19 protein-coding genes are annotated in these 20,455 nt (G+C 71.7%); 6 read left to right on the forward strand and 13 right to left on the reverse strand.

What is annotated here, in order from left to right; translation table 11 throughout:
* Window positions 1–152: 152 nt before the first annotated feature.
* Window positions 153–1,322 carry a transglycosylase family protein gene (locus tag ACFXAZ_RS33740; protein WP_384598923.1) on the reverse strand — a complete coding sequence of 390 codons (1,170 nt, stop codon included), beginning with the start codon at window positions 1,320–1,322 and terminating at the stop codon, window positions 153–155.
* Window positions 1,323–1,667: 345 nt separating this feature from the next.
* Here ACFXAZ_RS33740 and gndA point away from each other — a divergent pair, with 345 nt between their 5' ends.
* A complete protein-coding gene (gene gndA / locus ACFXAZ_RS33745) occupies window positions 1,668–3,107 on the forward strand; it encodes an NADP-dependent phosphogluconate dehydrogenase (protein ID WP_384598926.1) in 1,440 nt (479 codons plus the stop codon).
* A gap of 642 nt (window positions 3,108–3,749) precedes the next feature.
* Here gndA and ACFXAZ_RS33750 read toward each other — a convergent pair.
* The 10 genes from ACFXAZ_RS33750 to ACFXAZ_RS33795 form a co-directional block, all read right to left on the reverse strand.
* A complete protein-coding gene (locus ACFXAZ_RS33750; protein ID WP_384598929.1) occupies window positions 3,750–4,391 on the reverse strand; it encodes an aspartate/glutamate racemase family protein in 642 nt (213 codons plus the stop codon).
* Window positions 4,392–4,402: 11 nt separating this feature from the next.
* Window positions 4,403–4,747: a GNAT family N-acetyltransferase gene (locus ACFXAZ_RS33755; protein ID WP_384598932.1), complete on the reverse strand. Its 345-nt coding sequence runs from the start codon at window positions 4,745–4,747 to the stop codon at window positions 4,403–4,405.
* A 40-nt stretch (window positions 4,748–4,787) separates the two neighbouring features.
* Entirely contained in the window at window positions 4,788–5,210 is a 423-nt protein-coding gene (gene panD, locus ACFXAZ_RS33760) for an aspartate 1-decarboxylase (RefSeq protein ID WP_384598935.1), read from the reverse strand.
* Window positions 5,211–5,474: 264 nt separating this feature from the next.
* Window positions 5,475–6,194 carry a 3-keto-5-aminohexanoate cleavage protein gene (locus ACFXAZ_RS33765; RefSeq protein WP_384598938.1) on the reverse strand — a complete coding sequence of 240 codons (720 nt, stop codon included), beginning with the start codon at window positions 6,192–6,194 and terminating at the stop codon, window positions 5,475–5,477.
* A 100-nt stretch (window positions 6,195–6,294) separates the two neighbouring features.
* Window positions 6,295–6,969 (reverse strand): RraA family protein, encoded by a 675-nt coding sequence (locus ACFXAZ_RS33770; protein WP_384598941.1) that lies wholly within the window; start codon window positions 6,967–6,969, stop codon window positions 6,295–6,297.
* Between the two features lie 8 nt (window positions 6,970–6,977).
* Window positions 6,978–7,778, reverse strand: a complete 801-nt coding sequence (locus ACFXAZ_RS33775; protein ID WP_384598944.1) for a carbon-nitrogen hydrolase family protein — start codon at window positions 7,776–7,778, stop codon at window positions 6,978–6,980.
* A 112-nt stretch (window positions 7,779–7,890) separates the two neighbouring features.
* Window positions 7,891–9,006, reverse strand: a complete 1,116-nt coding sequence (locus tag ACFXAZ_RS33780) for an ABC transporter ATP-binding protein (RefSeq protein WP_384598947.1) — start codon at window positions 9,004–9,006, stop codon at window positions 7,891–7,893.
* A gap of 2 nt (window positions 9,007–9,008) precedes the next feature.
* A complete protein-coding gene (locus ACFXAZ_RS33785) occupies window positions 9,009–10,088 on the reverse strand; it encodes a PotD/PotF family extracellular solute-binding protein (RefSeq protein WP_384598950.1) in 1,080 nt (359 codons plus the stop codon).
* 71 nt (window positions 10,089–10,159) lie between these two features.
* Window positions 10,160–10,957, reverse strand: coding sequence for an ABC transporter permease (locus ACFXAZ_RS33790; RefSeq protein ID WP_384598952.1), 798 nt, complete (start codon window positions 10,955–10,957; stop codon window positions 10,160–10,162).
* Complete coding sequence (locus ACFXAZ_RS33795; protein ID WP_384598955.1) at window positions 10,954–11,919, reverse strand: ABC transporter permease; 966 nt, start codon at window positions 11,917–11,919, stop codon at window positions 10,954–10,956. The genes ACFXAZ_RS33790 and ACFXAZ_RS33795 overlap by 4 nt, the downstream gene beginning before the upstream one ends.
* A gap of 315 nt (window positions 11,920–12,234) precedes the next feature.
* Here ACFXAZ_RS33795 and ACFXAZ_RS33800 point away from each other — a divergent pair, with 315 nt between their 5' ends.
* Entirely contained in the window at window positions 12,235–12,720 is a 486-nt protein-coding gene (locus ACFXAZ_RS33800) for an Lrp/AsnC family transcriptional regulator (RefSeq protein WP_382687248.1), read from the forward strand.
* A 33-nt stretch (window positions 12,721–12,753) separates the two neighbouring features.
* Here ACFXAZ_RS33800 and ACFXAZ_RS33805 read toward each other — a convergent pair whose 3' ends face one another.
* A complete protein-coding gene (locus ACFXAZ_RS33805; protein WP_384598958.1) occupies window positions 12,754–13,224 on the reverse strand; it encodes an Lrp/AsnC family transcriptional regulator in 471 nt (156 codons plus the stop codon).
* Between the two features lie 379 nt (window positions 13,225–13,603).
* Here ACFXAZ_RS33805 and ACFXAZ_RS33810 point away from each other — a divergent pair, with 379 nt between their 5' ends.
* Window positions 13,604–14,512, forward strand: coding sequence for a YbhN family protein (locus ACFXAZ_RS33810; protein ID WP_384598973.1), 909 nt, complete (start codon window positions 13,604–13,606; stop codon window positions 14,510–14,512).
* A 296-nt stretch (window positions 14,513–14,808) separates the two neighbouring features.
* Window positions 14,809–15,705: an SDR family oxidoreductase gene (locus ACFXAZ_RS33815; RefSeq protein WP_384598961.1), complete on the forward strand. Its 897-nt coding sequence runs from the start codon at window positions 14,809–14,811 to the stop codon at window positions 15,703–15,705.
* A gap of 46 nt (window positions 15,706–15,751) precedes the next feature.
* Here the strand turns inward: ACFXAZ_RS33815 and ACFXAZ_RS33820 are convergent, their stop codons facing one another.
* Window positions 15,752–16,477, reverse strand: a complete 726-nt coding sequence (locus ACFXAZ_RS33820; protein ID WP_384598964.1) for an SDR family oxidoreductase — start codon at window positions 16,475–16,477, stop codon at window positions 15,752–15,754.
* A 414-nt stretch (window positions 16,478–16,891) separates the two neighbouring features.
* Here ACFXAZ_RS33820 and ACFXAZ_RS33825 point away from each other — a divergent pair, with 414 nt between their 5' ends.
* Complete coding sequence (locus tag ACFXAZ_RS33825; protein ID WP_384598967.1) at window positions 16,892–17,995, forward strand: mechanosensitive ion channel family protein; 1,104 nt, start codon at window positions 16,892–16,894, stop codon at window positions 17,993–17,995.
* Between the two features lie 156 nt (window positions 17,996–18,151).
* The gene (locus ACFXAZ_RS33830; RefSeq protein ID WP_384598970.1) at window positions 18,152–20,371 is read left to right on the forward strand and encodes an NADP-dependent isocitrate dehydrogenase; all 2,220 of its coding nucleotides are present in this window, start codon (window positions 18,152–18,154) and stop codon (window positions 20,369–20,371) included.
* The last annotated feature ends 84 nt before the right edge of the window (window positions 20,372–20,455 follow it).

Here is a 20,455-nt window from a genome sequence, read left to right on the forward strand (position 1 = left end):
AGACCCCCACACACACACAGACACCCACCCCCCCTCCCCCGCCGGGGGGAGCGCCCCCCCGCGCCCCCCCCCGCCCCCCCCCCCCCCCCCCCCCCCGCGTCCGTCCGTCAGAGACCCGAGCGTCCGTCCGTTGAGACCCGCGGGTCCGTCCGTCAGACCTTGACGCCGCCCGCCCGCAGATAGGCCAAGGGGTCGATGTCCGTACCGAAGCCGGGCCCGGTCCGCACCTCGAAGTGCAGATGCGGGCCCGTGCTGTTGCCGGTGTTCCCGGACCGCCCGAGGCTCTGCCCGGCGGTCACCGACTGCCCGTCCTTCACATTGATCGCCGACAGGTGGGCGTACTGGCTGTAGCGGCCGTCCGAGTGCCGGACGATCACCTCGTAGCCGAAGGAGCCGCTCCAGCCCGCGCTGACGACCGTGCCCGCGCCGACCGACTTCACTGAGGTGCCGGTGGGCACGGGGAAGTCGACGCCGGTGTGGTAGCCCTTCGACCAGGAGGAGCCGGTGGTCCGGTAGCTGGTGCCGGTGGCCGCGGCGACGGGGGACACGCGGGACGCCTTCGCGGTGCTCTCGGACGTGCTCTTCGAGGACGTCTCCGGCTCGGCCGTCTCCTTCTTGGCGGGCGCGGGCGTGGGTGCGGGCGCCGCAGTGGCGGCCGTCTTGCCGTCCAGACTGAGGCGCTGGCCGGGCAGGATCAGGTTCGGGTCGGTGCCGATCGTGCTGCGGTTGGCCGAGTACAGGCCCTGCCAGCCGCCGGTGACCTTGCTCTCCCCGGCGATCCCGGACAGCGTGTCGCCGCGCACCACCGTGTACATCTCGGCCGTGCCCGCGCGGGACTGCGGGGTGGTCTGCGGCTGGACATCGGGCACGGCGGCCGGCACGGCCTTGGGCTGCGCAGCGGCGGCCGTGCTCTTGCCGCCCGGGTCGATGTCCGGCTCCACGCCGTCCCTGGTCAGCCCGGCGATCTGCGAGCACGTCGGCCACGCGCCGGGGCCCTGTCCGTCGAGGACCTTCTCGGCGACGGCGATCTGCTCGTCCTTGGTCGCCAGGTCCGCGCGGGCCGCGTACTGGGCGCCGCCGTACGCCTCCCAGGTGGACTGGCTGAACTGGAGCCCGCCGTAGTAGCCGTTCTCGGTGTTGATGCTCCAGTTGCTGGTCGACTCGCAGGCGGCGACCTTGTCCCAGGTGGCCACATCCGCGGAGTGCGCGACGCCGGCCCCGATGAACGGCAGGGCCATACCCGCGCCGCCCGCCGTGACGGTCAGTGAGGCGCGGTTGATCCTGTTCGGCTGGTACCGGCGGTGCCGGCCGCGTACGGCCATGAAGTGCCCCCTACGACCTGTGTCAGAGGGCCCAAAACTAGGGGGGAAGAACAGGCCATGACAAGACGGCAATCAGGCTCCCGCTAGGTCAAATGGCGGGTAACAGACCTTCGTTGGCCGGATTCCGGGTCCGGAGGGCGGGTCGGAGGGTGCGGCGGACCCGCCGTGTGCCACGTACTGAGACGTGCCGGGGTCCAAAGGTGCGCCCCGGGTGGGCGGACGTCAGGATGGCGGAGAGAGGTACCTTCACAGGATGTTCGACAGCAGGTTCATCAGGATCGAGGCATTCGATCAGATCGTTTTCGATCGAATGCTCTTCGACCGAATCGTTGAGGAGCAGGCGGAATGAGCAACACAGCCCAGATCGGCGTCACGGGTCTCGCGGTCATGGGCCGCAATCTCGCCCGCAACTTCGCCCGGAACGGCTATACCGTCGCCGTGCACAACCGCACCGCCGCGCGGACGCATGCCCTGGTGGAGGAGTTCGGGGACGAGGGCGAGTTCATCGCGGCCGAGACCGCGAAGGACTTCGTGGCGGCGCTGGAGCGGCCCCGCCGCCTGGTCATCATGGTCAAGGCGGGCGATCCCACGGACGCCGTGATCGAGGAGTTCGCGCCGCTGCTCGAACCCGGTGACATGATCATCGACGGTGGGAACGCGCACTTCGCGGACACCCGGCGCCGGGAACGCGAACTGCGTGACAAGGGCATCCACTTCGTCGGCATGGGCGTCTCCGGCGGCGAGGAGGGCGCGCTGCACGGCCCGAGCATCATGCCGGGCGGGCCGAAGGAGTCGTACGACTCGCTGGGCCCGATGCTGGAGAAGATCTCCGCGAAGGCGGCCGACGGGGCGCCCTGTGTGACGCATGTGGGTCCGGACGGCGCCGGGCACTTCGTGAAGATGGTCCACAACGGCATCGAGTACGCCGACATGCAGCTGATCGGCGAGGCGTACCAGCTGCTCCGCGATGTCGCCGGGTACGCGCCCGCGCGGATCGCGGAGATCTTCCGCACCTGGAACCAGGGGCGGCTGGACTCCTACCTGATCGAGATCACCGCCGAGGTGCTGTCCCACGTGGACGCCGCGACCGGCAAGCCGTTCGTGGACGTGGTGGTCGACCAGGCCGAGCAGAAGGGCACGGGCCGCTGGACCGTGCAGATCGCGCTCGACCTGGGCGTTCCGGTGTCCGGCATCGCGGAGGCGGTCTTCGCGCGCTCGCTGTCCGGGCACGCGGCGCTGCGGGCCGCGTCGCAGGGGCTCGCGGGTCCGACGGCGGTGCCGCTGGGCGAGTCCGAGGCGGCGGCGTTCGCGGACCGGGTCGAGCAGGCGCTGTACGCGTCGAAGATCGTGTCGTACACCCAGGGCTTCCACGAGATCGCCGCGGGCAGCGATGAGTACGACTGGGGTGTCGATCTGGGCGCGGTGTCCTCGATCTGGCGGGGCGGCTGCATCATCCGGGCGGCGTTCCTGGACCGGATCCGCTCGGCGTACGACGCGCGGCCCGACCTGCCGAGTCTGCTGTCCGACGAGACGTTCGCGCGGGAGATCGCGGCGGCGCAGGACGACTGGCGTGAGGTGCTGGTCGCCGCGACGCGGCAGGGGGTGGCGACGCCCGGCTTCGCCGCCGCGCTGGCGTACTACGACGCGCTGCGCGCCGAGCGGTTGCCCGCGGCGCTCACGCAGGGGCAGCGGGACTTCTTCGGGGCGCACACGTATCGGCGGACGGATCGCGAGGGGGCGTTCCACACGCTGTGGGGTGGGGATCGCTCGGAGGTCTCGGCGTAGCCGCTCCGCTGGGGTTGGCTGGTTCGCCCAGGGGGGCCCGGGCGGCTGTTCGGGGGCGGGTGCGGGTGGGTTGTGGCTGGTCACGCCGTTCCCCGCGCCCCTGAGGCGGCGTGGCGCCCGCCCCGCGTCCGTCGGCTCCGCGTCGGTTGCCTTGCGGAGCGGTGCGGGTGCGTGGGCGGGTGCGGGCCGGTGGGGGCTGGGCGCGCAGTTCCCCGCGCCCCTGAAGAGGGACGTTGCGCCCGCCCCCCGTTCCCTCGTGCCCGAGAAGGGTGGTCAGGTGAGGGGAGGGCCTGGTTCCGGGGTGGGGAAGGGTTCTGGGCCCGGGGGGATCGGGGAGGGGTTCGGATCCGGGGGTGGGGTCGGTCGTGGGGTGGGGGGTGGTTCCGGCCGGGGCAGGGGCTCCGGGGCCGGGGGTGGCTCCGGAGGGGGTACGGGGGTCGGGTAGGGGTCCGGGGGTGGGTGGGTCATGGTGGGGCCTCCCGCCGGTGGTCGCGTCGTGGCTGTTGGAGCTGTTGGAGTACTCCCCCGCCTGTCCGGCGTACGTACCGTCACTCACCCGCGCGGGGCAAGCCGGGTCACATCCCTCGGCCCCGCTGCCCGGGCGGGGCAAGCTCGGTCCCCGCCCGGGCAGTGTGCCGGGCCTCAGGGCTCGCGCGGGGCGAGCGCCAGCCGGGCCGCTGCCGACAGGCCGGGGCGCGGGCTGGTCAGGACCGGGACGTTGGTCGTGGTCAGGCGGGCGGCGGGGGCCATGGACGCCTGGGCGAGCACGATGACGTCGGCGTCGGTGACGGCGTCCGCCGCGGCGGCCACCAGCCGGGCGGAGCCGACCGGATCGCCGGCGCTGAAACGCTCCCAGGCGCCCTCCACCAACCGTACGTCGGCCGGGCCCGGTCGCCCGGCACGGCGGCGCTCCTCGTCGATCAGGGCGGCCGTCGGGCCGAGGGTGCTCTCGACCGTGGCGAGGACGGTGATCCGGGGGCCCACCGCGACCGCGGCGGCGGCCATCGGACGGTCGACCCGGAGCACCGGGACCGGCGCGGCGAACGCCTCGGCGGCCCCGCCGATGGTGGAGCAGGTGCACAGCACGGCCCTGGCGCCGTCGGCCACGGCCCGCGCCACGACCGCGCCCACCGCACCCGTCACCGCCTGCGGACCCTCCCGGCGGGCCCGGTCGAGTAGGTCCTCGTCCACGAGGTGTTGCAGCACCAGGCCCGGATGGTCCTCGTCACGCAGGGCGTCGAAGACCGGGACATGGATGGGTGAGGTGTGCAGCAGCGCGAGCACGGCGGCGTACCTCAGAACCGGCCGGGGTGCGCCACCAGCCACTCCCGCGCCGCGCGCAGCAGCTCGGGGTCGGCCGCCGGGGCGTCCTCGGGGTGCCGGGCCGCCCACTGGACGACGTACGGGCACAACGGCGCCACGGCGACGCCCTCGCGCGCGGCGATCGCGTACAGCTCGCGCGCCAGCGATCCGGCGATGCCCTTGCCCTCGTGGGCGGGCTCGACGATGGTGTGCACCGGCACCAGGGCGGGCGCGGGGGACGCGAGCACGAAGTACTCGATCCGGCCCACGACCTCCTCGCCCTGTACGGCCGCCAGGCGTCCCGCGGCCCGGTCGTCGCGGATCTCGGTCTCGCTCATCGGACTCCTCTTCGCACGTGGGGAGGGTACGGGTGGCCGGTCAGAGCGCGCCGGCGGCCTGCGGGCTGCGCCGCTGGTCCGAACCCGGCACCGGCGCGGCCGGGTCGGCCCCGAGGGCCACGATCCCGTTCGCACCGTCCACATGCACCACCCGCGGTCGCAACGCCCGTGCCTCGGCGTCGGTCATCTGAGCGTAACTGATGATGATCACCAGGTCCCCCGGGTGGACAAGGTGCGCGGCGGCACCGTTGATCCCGACGACCCCGGAGCCGCGCTCCCCCTCGATGACGTACGTCTCCAGCCGGGCGCCATTGTCGATGTCGACGATGTGCACCAGCTCGCCCGGCAGCAGATCAGCGGCATCGAGCAACGCGGCATCGATGGTCACCGATCCCACGTAGTGCAGGTCGGCCTGGGTGACGGTGGCGCGATGGATCTTGGACTTGAACATGGTGCGCAGCATGCGGACTACTCCCGTTCCTCGGCTCCCTGCCCGCGTCTGCGCAGGTCAAGGGCCTCTTCGACGGACCGTCAAGGATGCGGCGGGGCGGCGCTCCGGGCCCCTGCTCACCGCATCGGCCGGATACCGATCGCCGGGATCAGCGTAGGCAACAACCCGCGAGCCGTCTCGTGACGATCGCCACAGCGGGCGAAAGGGCCGAGCCGCCGGGCGGCGGAGCCAAGCCGTCGCCCGGCCGGCGGACGTCGGCCCCGTCGCCCCGCGGTGTCAGTTCCCCGTCAGCTCCCGTACCGCCCGCACCAGCGCCGCGTTGTCCGTGGCGGCCGTGCCGTCGGGCAGGGTCGTGCCGTCCTCGAAGCCGATGCGGGCCTGGTGGCCGTCCTCGGCGGCGGCGCGGACCAGGGGCCAGACGGTGGCGCCCTCGCCGTGGTAGAGGATCGGGCAGGTCACGCCCGCGGCGAGGATGCGCTCCGCCATCGCGCGGGCCGCGGTGACCGCCTCCTCGGGGTCCTCCTCCACCGGCTCGATCAGGATGCGCACGTTGTGGTGCAGGGTCGGTGAGGCCAGCAGGGCGGGGACGTCGTCCATCGTCCAGACGGCGCTCTCCAGGACCATGCCCCGTTCCACGACCAGTTCGGCGGTCTCGGTGGCGCCCTCCTCGCAGAAGGCGACGGAGGCGAAGTCGGGCAGCACGTCCCAGGACTTGACCAGTTCGTAGCGTTCCTCGGGGCCGGAGCAGGTCCACAGGCCGGTGGTGGTGCCGACCACCGCGTCGGGGGCGGTGGCGCGGATCGCGTGCAGCACTTCGGCGAGCGCGTCGGGGCGGATGGACTGCCCGCCGTCCGGGGTGCGCACATGGAAGTGGACGACGTCCGCTCCGGCGGCGAGCACCGCGGCGGTGTCGGCGGCGATCTGCTCCGCGGTGACCGGGACGGTGGGGTGCTCGGTCCGGGAGCGCCCGCCGTTGACGGCGGCTTTCAGAAACACGGTGGTCCTTTCAGGGGGGTATGGCGTAGTACGGGGTGACGCCAAGGGGTGAGGGGTGGTGCAAGAAGGCTTACGGGGGTGAGGGCGGCGGCGAGCCCCGTCAGGCGAACGCGCCCAGCCCCCGGAGGGTCTCCGTCGCGCCGGTGAGGGAGCCGAGGGGCTTGCCCTGGTGGAGTTCGGCCACCAGCGCGGGTTCCTCGGCGTCGTCCTCGATGGCCTCGTCCAGGACCGCGGCGAGGCGGCCGGCCGGGGCGATGATCAGGCCGTTGGCGTCGCCCAGGACCAGGTCGCCGGCGTGCACGGGGACCCCGCCGCAGGTGACGGGGGCGCACAGGGAACCGTCGGCGAGGCCGTGCAGCTTGGTGGTCAGCGGGGTACGCCCGAAGGCGTACACCGGCAGGCCTACCTCGCGCAGGGCGTCGATGTCGGTGCACAGGCCGTCGACCACCGCACCGGCGGCGCCGCGCGCGGCGAGGGCGTTGACCAGGACCTCGCCCAGCGGGGCGTGCCGGCGGTCGCCGCCGGTGTCGAGCACGATCACATCGCCGGGGCCGACCAGTCCCGCCGCGTGGTGCAGCATCGTGGAGTCGGTCGCCGTGGTGCGGACCGTCACCGCCCGGCCGACCAGCTTTCCGGAGCCGGCCATCCGCTGGAGCGCCGGGTCGCAGAAACCTTCCTCCAGATAGTGGCCGAGGGTGGGGAAGTCGACCGTGCGCAGCCGTTCGGCGAGGGCGGTGTCCAGTGGGGCGGGCAGGTCGCGAATGTCCAGTGGCATGGGACGGGTCACCTCGGTCCGATGATGATGCGGCGGTTGCGGAGCACGGGCAGGACCGTGCGGGCCCGGTCGATCCGGTCCTTGTCGGCGTCGACGACGAGCAGCGAGCGCTCCTCCTCGCCGAGCGCCGCCCGGACCACGCCCAGGGGGTCGACGGCCATCGACATGCCGATGCAGTCGGGGGTGGTCAGCGAGGACGCCACGACCCAGCAGGTGTTCTCGATGGCGCGGGTGCGCAGCAGCGTCTGCCAGTGGTCCTCCTTCAACGGGCCCTTGACCCAGGCCGCCGACACCGCGAGCAGGTCCGCGCCCATCTCCACGAGGGAGCGGGTGAACTCCGGGAAGCGGACGTCGTAGCAGTTGACCAGGCCGACGTTGAAGTCACCGATGCGGACGACGACCGGGCCGGTGTCGCCACGCTGGATGCGGCGCGACTCCTTGTAGTCGAAGGCGTCGTACAGATGCATCTTGCGGTAGAGCCCGAGGACCTCGCCCTCGGCGTCCACGGCGGCCATGGTGTTGTACGGGAGTGCCGTGCCGCTGTCCTCGTAGCCGGCGGCGATGACCGCGATGCCATGGGTGCGGGCGATGCGGGACAGGCCCTCCAGGAAGGGCTCCCAGTGGGCGATGGCGAGTTCCCTGAGCTGGGCGTCGGTCTCGGTGCTGAAGTCGGAGGGGAGCATCGACTCCTCGGGGAAGACGACCAGTTCGGCGCCCGCGGCGACGGCGTCGGCGGTCATCTCCTCGATGACGGCGAGGTTGGCGACCGCGTCGGCGGTCGGGGCGAATTGTGCTGCGGCGACCTTCACGGTCGTATCTCCTTGTGCGGGGGGACGGGGTCGGGCAGGGACCGGCGGCGGGCCGGATGCGGGCGGCGCGGGGACCGGCTGCCGTTGGGATGTGGGCGGCGCACCGCGGGGGTCATTCCGCGAGCAGCCGGGACCGCTCGGGGTCCCAGCCGGCCCGGACCGGCGATCCGGCGGTGAGGCCGCTGCGGTCGGGGCCGCGGGACTCGGAGACCAGTTCCGTGCCGTCGGTCAGGGTGAGGTGGTAGCGGGTGGCGTTGCCCAGGTAGACGATCTGCTGGAGGGTGCCGTCCAGGACGGTGCCGCAGCCGGGCAGGTCGGTGTCCGGGGCGGCCAGGCGGACGCTCTCCGGCCGGACCGCGAGGTGCGCCTGGGTGCCGGGGGCGAGCCCGTGGCCCTCCGGGGCGGCGAACCGGCCGAGGCCGGGGACGTCGACGAAGGTGCCGTCCAGGGTGCCGGTGAGGAAGTTGGACGTACCGATGAAGTCGGCGACGAAGCGGGTCGCGGGGCGTTCGTAGATCGCCTCGGGGCTGTCGACCTGGAGGACCCGGCCGCCGTCCATCACCGCGATGCGGTCGGACATGGTCAGGGCCTCCTCCTGGTCGTGGGTGACGGTCACGAAGGTCACCCCGACCTCGCGCTGGATCTTCTTCAGCTCCAGCTGCATCTCGGCCCGCAGCTTCTGGTCGAGCGCGCCGAGCGGTTCGTCCAGGAGGAGCAGCGAGGGCCCGCCGATCAGGGCGCGGGCGATGGCGACGCGCTGCCGCTGGCCGCCGGAGAGCTGGGCGATCGAACGGTCGCCGTACGCCTCAAGACGGACCAGTGCCAGGTACTCCCGTACCGCCGCGGCGATCTCCGCCTTGGGGCGGGACTTGCGCACCTTCAGCTCGAAGGCCACGTTCTCCGCGACCGTGAGGTGCGGGAAGAGGGCGTAGCTCTGGAAGAGCATGTTCAGGTCGCGCTTGTGCGGCGGGACGGAGTTGGCGGGGACGCCGCCCAGCTCGACGGTGCCCTCGGTGGGCGTCTCGAAGCCGGTGATCATCCGCATGAGGGTGGTCTTGCCGCAGCCGGAGGGGCCGAGGATGGAGAAGAACTCGTTGCGGCGGATGTCGAGGGTGACGTCCTGGACGGCGGGGGTGGTGCCGAAGGTCTTGCCCACGCCCGTGAGCCGTACCGCCGGGGCGTCGGTACCGGGGAGCGCCGCCCTGGGGGCGGTCTTCGTGGTGGTCATCGTCAGGACGCCTTCACCTTGGTCCAGCCCTGCTGGAAGTACTTCATCGCGGTGCCCGGGTCGAGCAGGAAGTCCGCCTTGGCGATGGACTCGTCGGAGGCGTAGACGGCCGGGTTCTCCAGGGCCTTCTTGTCCTTGATGAACTCGCGCGCCTTTTCATTGGCGCTGGCGCTGCCGCCGTCGTCGGTGGCCATGGCGGCGATCTCGGGCTTGAGGAGGTAGTTGATGAACTGGTAGGCGGAGTCGGTGTTCTTGGCGCCCTTGGGGATGGACAGGCCGTCCGTCCAGATCGAGCCGCCCTCCTCGGGAAGGACGTAGTGCACGTTCGGGTTGGCGGCGACCACCTTGGCCATGGCCGTGCCGCTCCACGCCTGGGCGGCGCACGCCTGGCCGGTGGAGAGCAGCTGCGGGTAGTTGGTGGAGTTGTAGCCCGCGAGCATCTTCTTCTGGTCGGTCAGCGCGTCGGTGGCGGCCTTGATCTCGCCCTCGTCGGTGCTGGTGGCGCGGGCGCCGGTCACCTGGAGCCCGGCGATGTACGCGGCGAGCATGTTGTCCAGCATGTAGACCTTGCCCTTGTACTTCTCGTCGAAGAGCGTCTGCCAGCTGGTCGCCGACGGGATGCACTTGTCGTTGTAGGCGAAGCCGGTGGTGCCCCAGATCCACGGGATCGAGTACTTGTTGCCGGGGTCGTAGGACGGGTCGCGGAATTTGTCGGCGAGGTTGTCCAGGCCCTGGATGCGGGAGTGGTCCAGCGGCTCGATCAGCTGCTGCCCGATGAGCTGCTGCACGCTGTACTGGCTGGGCTCGATCAGGTCGTAGCCGGCCGAGCCCGAGCTGAGCTTGGCGGTCATCGTCTCGTTGCTGTCGAAGGTGTCGAGGGTGACCTTGATCCCGGTCTCCTTCTCGAACTTCTTCACCACGGTGTCCGGGATCTCGTCGGCCCAGGCGTAGATGTTCAGCTCCTTGCCGCCGCCGGAGGACGCCGAGCCCGAGTCGGAGCCGCCGCAGCCGGTGGCGATGAGGGCGGTGACGGTGGTGACGGCGATGGCGAGGGCACCTCTGGAGACACTTCTTGCGCGCATGAGGGTGATGCCTTTCGTGAGTGGCGAAGAGCGAGGAGAAGCAGGGCGGAGCAAAGCGGGAAAGGGGCGGGTCAGGAGCGGTCGGCTCCGAGCAGGACCCGGCGCATCTGCCGCAGGCCCACGCCGACGATGATCAGCAGGGTGAAGAGCACGAGCAGCGTGCCCAGCGCGTTGATCTCCGGGGTCAGACCGCCCTTGAGCATCGAGTAGACGCGCAGCGGAAGGGTGGTGCTGCCGACTCCGTTGGTGAAGGTCGACATCACGATGTTGCCGAAGGAGATCGTGAAGCTGAGCAGCCAGGCGGCGAGCAGCGGCTGCCGCAGCAGGGGCAGGGTGATCCGGCGGAACGACTGCCAGGGGTTGCAGCCGAGGTCGGTGGCGGCCTCCTGGAGCGAGGGGTCGAGCGCCGCGTAGGCGCCGAGGACGATCAGCGAGGCGTACGGCAGGGTCACCACGACATGGCCCAGGACCAGGGTCGTCACCCCCAGGTCGACGTGCATGGCACCGAAGACGGACAGCAGGGCCACGCCGAGCACGATCTCCGGGATGATCAGCGGCAGGAACAGCCCGCCGGAGAAGAGTGCCTTGCCGCGGGCGCGGAGCCGGGCCATGCCCATGGCGGCGAGCAGTCCGCACAGGGTGGCGAGGGTGGCGGAGATCAGCGCGGTCTCGGCGCTGATGCGCAGCGCGGCGAGCAGTTCGGTGTTGTCGGCGAGCTGTCCGTACCAGCGGGTGCTGAAGCCCTCCCATTTGTAGGTGACTTCGGAGTCGTTGAAGGAGAGCACCACCACCACGACGATGGGGATGTAGAGGAAGGCGATGACGCCACGGGCCAGCCAGGCGGTCACGGTGTCGAGGGCGTGCTTCATGCGGACTTCCTCCTCAGCCGCCGGACGGCCAGTCCGAACACCGCCATCGACGCCACCATCAGCAGCAGCAGTACGACCGAGGCGGCGGCGCCCATGGGCTGGTTACGGAACTCGGTGTAGAGGGTGACGATGAGATTGCCGACCAGCTGGTCCCGTCCGCCGCCGAGCAGCACCGGGATGACGAACACGCCGAGGGTCGGGATGAAGGTGAGCAGGGCCGCGGCGAGCATGCCGGGCCGGGCGATCGGCAGCAGCACCCGGGTGTGCACCCGCCACCAGCCGCAGCCCAGGTCGCGGGCGGCCTCGCCGAGGGAGCCGTCGACGCCGCGCAGCGAGGCGTAGATCGGGAAGATCGCGGTGGGCAGGAAGGCGTACACCAGGCCGACGAAGGAGGCGCCCTGGCTGGGGATCCACTGGGTGCTGCCGTCGGTGAGCCCGATGGCGTCGGTCAGGCTGTTCACCGGGCCGCCGGGGCTGAGCAGATTGATCCAGGCGAAGGTCCGCACCAGGAAGTCGGTCCAGAACGGCACGATGATCAGCAGGAGCAGCAGCATCTGGCGCTGCGGGGACCGGCTGGACAGGTAGTACGAGACCACATAGCCGAGGACCAGACAGACGGCGGTGTTCAGGGCCGCCATGCCCAGGCTGTAGCTGAAGACCTTGAGATAGACCGGGTCCATCAGGTCCTGGTAGTTGGACAGGGTCCAGCCACCCTGGATGCCGCCGTAGGCGTCCGCCGAGGCGAAGCTGTTGCGCACCACCAGCAGCAGCGGCACCAGGACCAGTCCGAGGACCGTGATCCCGGCGGGGGCGAGCAGCAGCGTCGTCACCACGGCCCGGCGGGCGCGCGGCTGCCGTGCGGCTCCGCCGCCGGAGGCCGGTCCCGATGCCTGCCCGGACCCCGCCCGGCCCGCGCCCGGCCGCTCGGCGGGGGCGCCCGCGGCGGTCGCCGTGACCGTCACCGGAGCGTCCGCCGGGGTGTCGGGGGGAGAGGAGGGATGGTGTGTCGCATGTGCGGGAACTCCTTGTCCGGACCGGGGCGGGCTCCGGCCCTCGGCGCTGAGGTGTCGGATGGGGAAAGCGTGGTGGAACGGGCGACGACCCGAAAGATGAGTCCGCAACGAATCCCGTGGAAAGCGGCACCGTTTTCCACGCGTATCGCAGCGGGGAGCGGATGTGACCGACGACATTGACACTCATGGGCCCCGGGCATAAAGGTGCAAAGAGCAACTACTGTCCCGTGGCCGCGCCCTCGCAGCCGCCCTGGAGGTTCCCCGATGATCGACGACCTGGACCGGCAGATCATCGATCAGCTCAGGGTGGACGGCCGGCGCTCCTTCGCCGAGATCGGGCGGACGGTGGGCCTGTCCGAGGCGTCCGTGCGGGCCCGCTATCAGCGGCTCCAGCGCAAAGGTGTGGTGCAGGTCGTCGGGATGACGGACGCCGTGCGCATGGGCGAGATGGAGGTCCATCTCGCGGTCCGGGTGCATCACATCCCGGTGGCGCTGGTGGCCCGCGAGATGTCACGGATGCCGGAGGTGCGGTACGTGGCCTCCTGCGTGGGTCCGTACGACCTGATCGTCGACGTCCGCTGCCGGGACCTGGAGCATCTGGCCGAGCTGCTCACCGAGCGGGTGCGCCGGGTCAACGGGGTCGCGCACGCGGAGGCGCTGACCGTGCTGGAGGTCATCAAGGACTCGTATCTGTGGGCCGGGTTCCGGGAGGTGCCGGTGCGGCCGGAGAAGCGGATCATTCCCGGGTGAGGGTGGGGGGCCGGGCGAGCCGGGGAGGGCGGTTCACTCCTCGGCGACTCCCTGGCCCACGGCGCTGGCGAGCCCCTGCCACGAGTAGTCCTTGAACAGCTCCAGCAGCAGAAGCACCTGCACCCGGGAGACCCCGGGCAGCATCCGGATGTCGTCGAGGAGCTGGACGAGCTGGGCCTGGTCGCGGCAGGTCCCCTCCAGGAAGATGTCCTGGCTCCCGGCGCACAGCGCCACATGGTTGATCATCGGCATGCCGGAGAGGGTCTTGGCCACCGCCCTCGGGGTGAGGTCCCGCACCCGGATCATCAGCCGTACGGACTGGTGCCCCAGCCGCAGCGGATCGCACAGCGCGACGATCCGCAGCACCCCGCTCTCCTGGAGCCGGGCCACCCGCTGCCGCACGGTCCCCTCCGAGACGCCCACCTCACGGGCGAGCGTGGTGTAGGGCGTCCGGCCGTCGCGGGTGAGGGTACGCATGATCCTGCGGTCGGTGTCGTCGAGCACGCCCCCACCATGTCATCCGAAACACGCCAAGTTGACCGAATGTGTCACCTGTCACAAATCAGCTGATACGAGGGGTTCCATGCAGTTCTCCGTGCAGTTCTGATGGATCTGATGGATATGATGAATATGACAGATGCGACGGATGTGACGGATATGGACGCCCTCGGCGGTCTGCCGTCGGCCCGGCACAAGCCCGCAGTCCGTCCGTAAACCGGCGTCCGCGCAATCGCAACCCGCAGTTGAGGCGCTGCGGAGAACCTCTGCGAGTGTGACAGCCGCACAGACCCCGCCGGACTCGCCGGACCCGGCGCAGGACACCGCCGCGCCGGCCCGGTACGCGGGAGCGCGCCGGGCGTTCCGGCGGGTCCCGGTCCGCCGGATACTCGTCCTTCTGCCGCTCGTCCTGGTGACCGTCGTCGCCGTCCAGCACCGTGAGGTGCTCGTGGCGGGCTTCCGTCAGCTCGCGACGGCCGAGTGGCCCTGGCTGCTGGCGGCGGCCGGGGCCACCTGTCTGACCTGGGTCGCGGCGGCGGTGACCCGGCAGGGCGCGGTGGTGGACCGGCTGCCCGCGCTGCGGTTGCTGGTCACCCAGTTCGCGGCCGGGTCGGCGAATCAGCTGCTGCCCACCGGGCTCGGCGCGAGCGCGGTCAATCTGCGGTTCATGACGGTGTGCGGGCTGCCCCTGGCCCGCTCCTCGGCGGCCGTCGCGCTGTATCTGCTGGCCGAGTCCGTGGCCCGTGTCGGACTGCTGGCGGCCCTGTTCATCGCCTTCCCGCACGCCCTGCGGCTGGACTCCCTGGTCCCGGACGGCGTGGCGCTGCCCCTGGTGGCCGCCGCCGGCGGTACGGCCGTCCTCGCCGCGACCGTCCTGATCCTCGTACGACGGCTCCGCACCCCCGTCGTCACCTTCCTGCGCACCGCGCTCGGTGAGGCCCGTACCGTGCACGCCCGTCCCGCGCGGGCCCTCGCGCTGTGGGGCGGGTCGCTGGCCTTCCCCGCCCTCCAGGCCGCCGGGCTCGCGGCCGTAGGGATGGCGCTGGGGCTGCCGGTGCCGCCCTGGCACATCGCGCTCGCCTATCTCGCGGCCACCGTGGCCGTGGCGGTGGTACCCACCCCGGGCGGACTCGGCTCGGTCGAGGCGGCGCTGATCGTGGCCCTGGTGGCGGCGGGCAGCCCGGTCACCGTGGCCACGGCGGTGGTCCTGGCGTACCGGATCATCACGGTGTGGGTGCCGCTGGTGCCGGGCGCGCTGACGCTGGGGGCGCTGGTCCGGCTGAAGGTGATCTGAGCGGGGGCGGATGTTGGTCAGGATGCGGATGCGGGTCATACGGCCGGCGTAGCGCCGACCGACCGGGCCGGACACCTGGAGAGTACTGGTTGACCTGCGGTGATATCCCTCCCGTACGGTCCCGCGAGCAGCGGCCTGCGGACGCCGGGCACCTCCCGTCCGGACGATGGAGGCAGCAGCAGACCCCTCCGCGTGGGTGGCCGACCCGCCGCACAGGTGGCCGGCCCGCCGTGTCCGGAAGCAGGTCCTGCGCACCGCGCGGCCCCCGCCGCATCCCGTCAGCAAAGGAGCACACCGTGCGTGTCTTCGTCACCGGCGCGACCGGATTCATCGGCAGCGCCGTCGTCCCCCAGTTGCTGGACGCCGGGCACACGGTCGTCGGGCTCGCCCGTTCGGAGGGGGCCGTCGCCGCGCTGGCCGCCGCCGGAGCCGACGCGCATCGCGGCGCCCTCGATGATCTCGATTCCCTGCGGAGCGGGGCGGACGCGGCGGACGGTGTGATCCACGCCGCCTTCATCCATGACTTCTCCGACTACGCCGCCGCCTCGCTCACCGATCTGCGGGCCATCGAGGCGATCGGCGAGACGCTCGCGGGCTCGGGCCGCCCCTTCGTCGTCACCTCGGGCATCGCCGGGGTCTCCCCGGGGCGGGTGGCCACGGAGGAGGACGCCGCCGACCCCGCCGTGCCGGGCGCTCTGCGGGCCCCGTCCGAGCAGGCGGCGCTGGCGCTCGCGGAGCGCGGGGTGCGCGCCAGTGTCGTACGGCTGCCGCTGTCGGTGCACGGCCTGGGTGACAAGGGCTTCGTGCCGACGCTCATCCGGGTCGCCCGGGAGAAGGGCGCCGCCGCGTACATCGGCACCGGCACCAACCGCTGGCCCGCCGTGCACCGGCTGGACGCGGCCCGGCTGTTCCGGCTGGCGCTGGAGACGGCCCCGGCGGGCTCACGGCTGCACGGCGTCGACGACGAGGGCGTGCCGTTCCGGGACATCGCCGGGGCCATCGGTGAGGGACTGGGCGTGCCGGTGACGTCGATCGCCGCCGACGAGGCCATCGACCACTTCGGCTGGCTGGGCACCTTCGCCGTCACGGACGTCCCGGCGACGAGCACCCTGACCCGCGAACGCCTGGACTGGCATCCGAAGGAGCCGGACCTGCTCACGGACCTGGCGGAGGGGCACTACTTCCGGACGTGAGGGGTTGCTGTTTCCGTACAGGATGGGCAACGGCAGCCCAAGAACCTCACCACGGCACCGGCCGCCCGTCCCGGAAGAACCCCCCGCTGGGCCCGTCGTCCGGCAGGGTCGCCGCCCACACCACCCCCGCCGCCCCCTCCGCCACCGGACGGCCCCCGGCGCCGCCCATGTCGGTGGCCACCCACCCCGGGCACACCGCGTTGACCAGCACCCCACGGCCGCGCAGCTCCCCCGCCAGCAGCCGGGTGAGGGCGTTGAGCGAGGCTTTGGAGACGGCGTACGCGGGGATGCCGCCGCTCATCGACGCCAGCGAACCGCCCTCGCTGCTGACGTTGACGATCCTCGCGCGCGGGCTGCGTTCCAGCAGCGGGAGCAGCGCCTGGGTGACCCGCCAGGCGCCGAACAGATTGGTGTCCAGGGCCCGTCGCACCTCCGCCAGATCGGCGGTGACGGCCCGGGCCCAGGTGTCGTAGAGGATCGCGGCGTTGTTGACGAGCACATCGGCGCGCCCGAACCGTTCGGCGACCCAGGTGCCCAGGGTGTCCACGCTCGCCGGATCGGCGATGTCCAGCCGCACGGGCGTGACGCGCCCGCCGCCGGGGTCGATCCGGGCCGCCGCGGCCTCGCCCTTGGCCAGGTCACGGGAGCCGAGGACCACCCGGTGACCGCGGTCGGCGAGTTGCCGTACGACCTCGTGGCCGATGCCCCGGTTGGCGCCGGTCACCACGGCGACCGGCGTCGTCCCGCCGTCCCCGGCCTGCTGCTGTGCCATCTGTGAACTCCCCGGTGCCGTGCGGTCGTCGTCGTACGAGGGGGATTTCACCATGCCGGTCAGCGGCGGGCGCCGGGGACACACGTCACCACGGTCGTGCTGTCCCGCCCCGAGGTCCGCAACGCGGTCGACGGGCCGAAGCGGCGGACGCCTTGCGGGAGTTCGAGGCGGACTCCGGCGCTCGTTCACCAGCCCCTGACGTCACTGCGGTACCGCCGTTGCCGGTCCAGGCGGCCGGGCCTCCCGGTACGAACTGGTGTGCCCCGTACGGCAGGATGAGCGAGTCGCGCCCCGGCGCCAGCCGAGCGGGGCGAGTTGCCCGATCCCGGAACGAACAGGTGAGCACGTGACAACACTCCCCACCCGGCCGCCGACGCCCCCGTGCGCCGCACCGCGTCTGCCCGGAGGTGACCGATGGACCGCGCGCTGACCCTGGACGATCTGATGCTGGCCGGGATCGCCCTGGCCGCCGGTGTGCTGGCGGCGCTGCTGCTGCGGGTGCTGCTGCGCTGGCTGGGCAAGCAGGCCGACCGCACCCGCTGGAGCGGCGACGACGTGCTCGTGGCCGCGCTGCGGATCATGGTGCCGTGGGCGGCGCTGGTCGGCGGCGCGGCGGCCGGGGCGGCGGTGCTGCCACTGACGGCGACCGTGCAGCACCACACCAACCAGACGCTGACCGTGCTGCTGATCTTCGTGGTGACCGCCGCGGCGGCCCGCCTGATCGCCGGGACCGTGCAGTCGGTGACGCTGGCCCGCTCCGGGGTCGCCGGTTCGGCCACCATCTTCGTCAACATCACCCGCGTCCTGGTGCTGGCCATCGGTTTCCTCGTGGTCCTCCAGACGCTGGGCGTGTCGATCGCCCCGATGATCACCGCCCTCGGCGTCGGCGGTCTGGCGGTGGCACTGGCCCTCCAGGACACCCTCGCCAACCTCTTCGCGGGCATCCACATCCTCGCCTCCAACACCGTGCAGCGCGGTGACTACATCCGGCTGAGCAGCAGCGAGGAGGGCTATGTCGAGGACATCAACTGGCGGCAGACGACCGTGCGCAACCTCTCCAACAACCTGGTCGTGATCCCCAATGGGCAGCTCGCCAAGACCAACATGACCAACTTCATGCGCCCCGAGCAGGAGCTGACCATCCTGGTCCAGGCCGGAGTGGCGTACGACAGCGATCTGGACCAGGTGGAGCGGGTCACGAACGAGGTCGTCGCGCAGGTGATGGCCGAGGTCGACGGAGCGCTGCCGGACCATGAGCCGATCGTGCGGTTCCACACCTTCGGGGACTCGCGGATCGGGTTCACCGTGATCCTCGGCGTGGGCGAGTTCAGCGACCAGTACCGGATCAAGCACGAGTTCATCAAGCGGCTCCACCAGCGCTACCGCAAGGAGGGCATCCGTATCCCGGCGCCCACCCGGACGGTGGCGTTGCAGCAGGGGGCGGTGGTGATCCCGCAGCAGCGGGGCGCGGGCGCGGAGAACGAGCCGGGCGAGCTGCCGACGGCGCGGTTCGAGTAGTCCGAGGGGGGCGGAGGGCGGGGACCGGCTCCCGTGGCCCGTCCGCCCCTCCTCCCCCGCGTCGCGAAACCTGTCCGCCGAACCCCTGTCGATCGACCCCCCGGCACGAGATATCTTGATGTCGAGCAATGTTGCAGACGTGGAGCGGAGCACCCGGTGACTGACTCGACCATCATCTATACGCACACTGACGAGGCCCCCGCCCTGGCGACGTATTCGTTCCTGCCGGTGGTCAAGGCGTACGCGGCGCAGGCCGGTGTCCCCGTCGAGACGCGGGACATCTCGCTGGCGGGCCGGATCATCGCGCTGTTCCCGGAGTACCTCGCCGAGGACCAGCGGATCCCGGACGCGCTCGGTGAGCTGGGCGAGCTGGCCAGGACGCCCGAGGCCAACATCATCAAGCTGCCGAACATCTCGGCGTCGATCCCGCAGCTCAAGGCCGCCGTCGCCGAGCTACAGGGCCAGGGCTACGCCCTGCCGGAGTACCCGGACGACCCCAAGACCGACGAGGAGCGCGACATCCGCGCCCGCTACGACAAGGTCAAGGGCTCCGCCGTGAACCCGGTGCTGCGCGAGGGCAACTCCGACCGCCGCGCGCCCGCCTCGGTGAAGAACTACGCCAAGACCCACCCGCACCGCATGGGCGCCTGGTCCGCCGAGTCGAAGACCGACGTCGCCACCATGGGCGTGGACGACTTCCGCTCCACCGAGAAGTCGGTCGTGATCTCCGAGGCCGGTTCGCTGCGGATCGAGCTGGTCGGCGACGACGGCTCCACGACCGTGCTGCGCGAGTCCGTACCCGTCCTCGAAGGCGAGGTCGTCGACGCCTCCGTCATGCGGGTCGCCGCGCTGCGCGAGTTCCTCACCGCCCAGGTCGCCCGCGCCAAGGCCGACGGGGTGCTGTTCTCCGTACACCTCAAGGCCACGATGATGAAGGTCTCCGACCCGATCGTCTTCGGCCATGTCGTGCGCGCCTTCTTCCCTGACACCTTCGCCCGGTACGGGGCTCAGCTCGCCGCCGCCGGTCTCACCCCGAACGACGGTCTGGGCGGTATCTACAAGGGCCTGGAGGCGCTGCCCGAGGGCGACGAGATCAAGGCGTCCTTCGACGCCGAGCTGGCCAAGGGCCCGGCCCTGGCGATGGTCGACTCGGACAAGGGCATCACCAACCTGCACGTCCCGTCCGATGTGATCGTGGACGCCTCGATGCCGGCCATGATCCGCACCTCCGGTCACATGTGGGGCCCGGACGGCCAGGAGGCCGACACCCTCGCGGTGCTCCCCGACTCCTCCTACTCCGGCGTCTACCAGGCCGTCATCGACGACTGCCGGGCGAACGGCGCCTACGACCCGTCCACCATGGGCTCGGTCCCGAACGTCGGCCTGATGGCGCAGAAGGCCGAGGAGTACGGCAGCCACGACAAGACGTTCGAGATCCCGGTCACCGGCACGGTCCGCCTGGTCGACGCGAACGGCACCGCCGTCATCGAGCAGGCCGTGTCCGCCGGTGACATCTTCCGCGCCTGCCAGACCAAGGACGCCCCGATCAAGGACTGGGTGAAGCTGGCCGTCACCCGCGCCCGCGCCTCCGGCGACCCGGCCGTCTTCTGGCTGGACGAGACCCGCGCCCACGACGCCAACCTGATCGCCAAGATCGAGGCGTACCTGCCGGAGCACGACACCGAGGGCCTGGACATCCGTGTCCTCGCCCCGGTCGACGCCACCAAGCTGTCGGTGGAGCGCATCCGGCGCGGTGAGAACACCATCTCCGTCACCGGCAATGTGCTGCGCGACTACCTCACCGACCTGTTCCCGATCCTGGAGCTGGGCACCAGCGCCAAGATGCTGTCGGTGGTCCCGCTGATGGCGGGCGGCGGCCTGTTCGAGACCGGCGCCGGCGGCTCCGCGCCCAAGCACGTCCAGCAGCTGGTCAAGGAGAACTACCTGCGCTGGGACTCGCTCGGCGAGTTCTTCGCGCTGGTCCCGTCCCTGGAGCAGTTCGCGAAGACCACCGGCAACGGCCGCGCCCAGGTCCTCGCCGACACCCTGGACCGCGCCACGGCGACCTTCCTCAACGAGGACAAGTCCCCGACCCGGCGCGTCGGCGGCATCGACAACCGGGGCAGCCACTTCTATCTGTCCCTGTACTGGGCGCAGGAGCTGGCCCGGCAGACCGACGACGCCGAGCTGGCCAAGGCGTTCGCGCCGCTCGCCGAGACCCTCGCGGCGAACGAGCAGGCGATCGTGGGCGAGCTGAACGCCGTCCAGGGCTCCCCGGCGGAGATCGGCGGCTACTACCAGCCCGACCCGGCCAAGGCCGCGGAGATCATGCGTCCGTCGGCCACGTGGAACGCGGCGCTGGCGTCCCTGAGCTGACGGTTGCCTCCGGCGGAGACCGGGGCACCGTGAGGTGGGACCCGCTCGCCTCAGCGACGCGCCCCGACCGGCACCGTCCGGTCG

This window comes from Streptomyces sp. NPDC059477, from assembly GCF_042749375.1.
Taxonomy (GTDB): Bacteria; Actinomycetota; Actinomycetes; order Streptomycetales; family Streptomycetaceae; genus Streptomyces.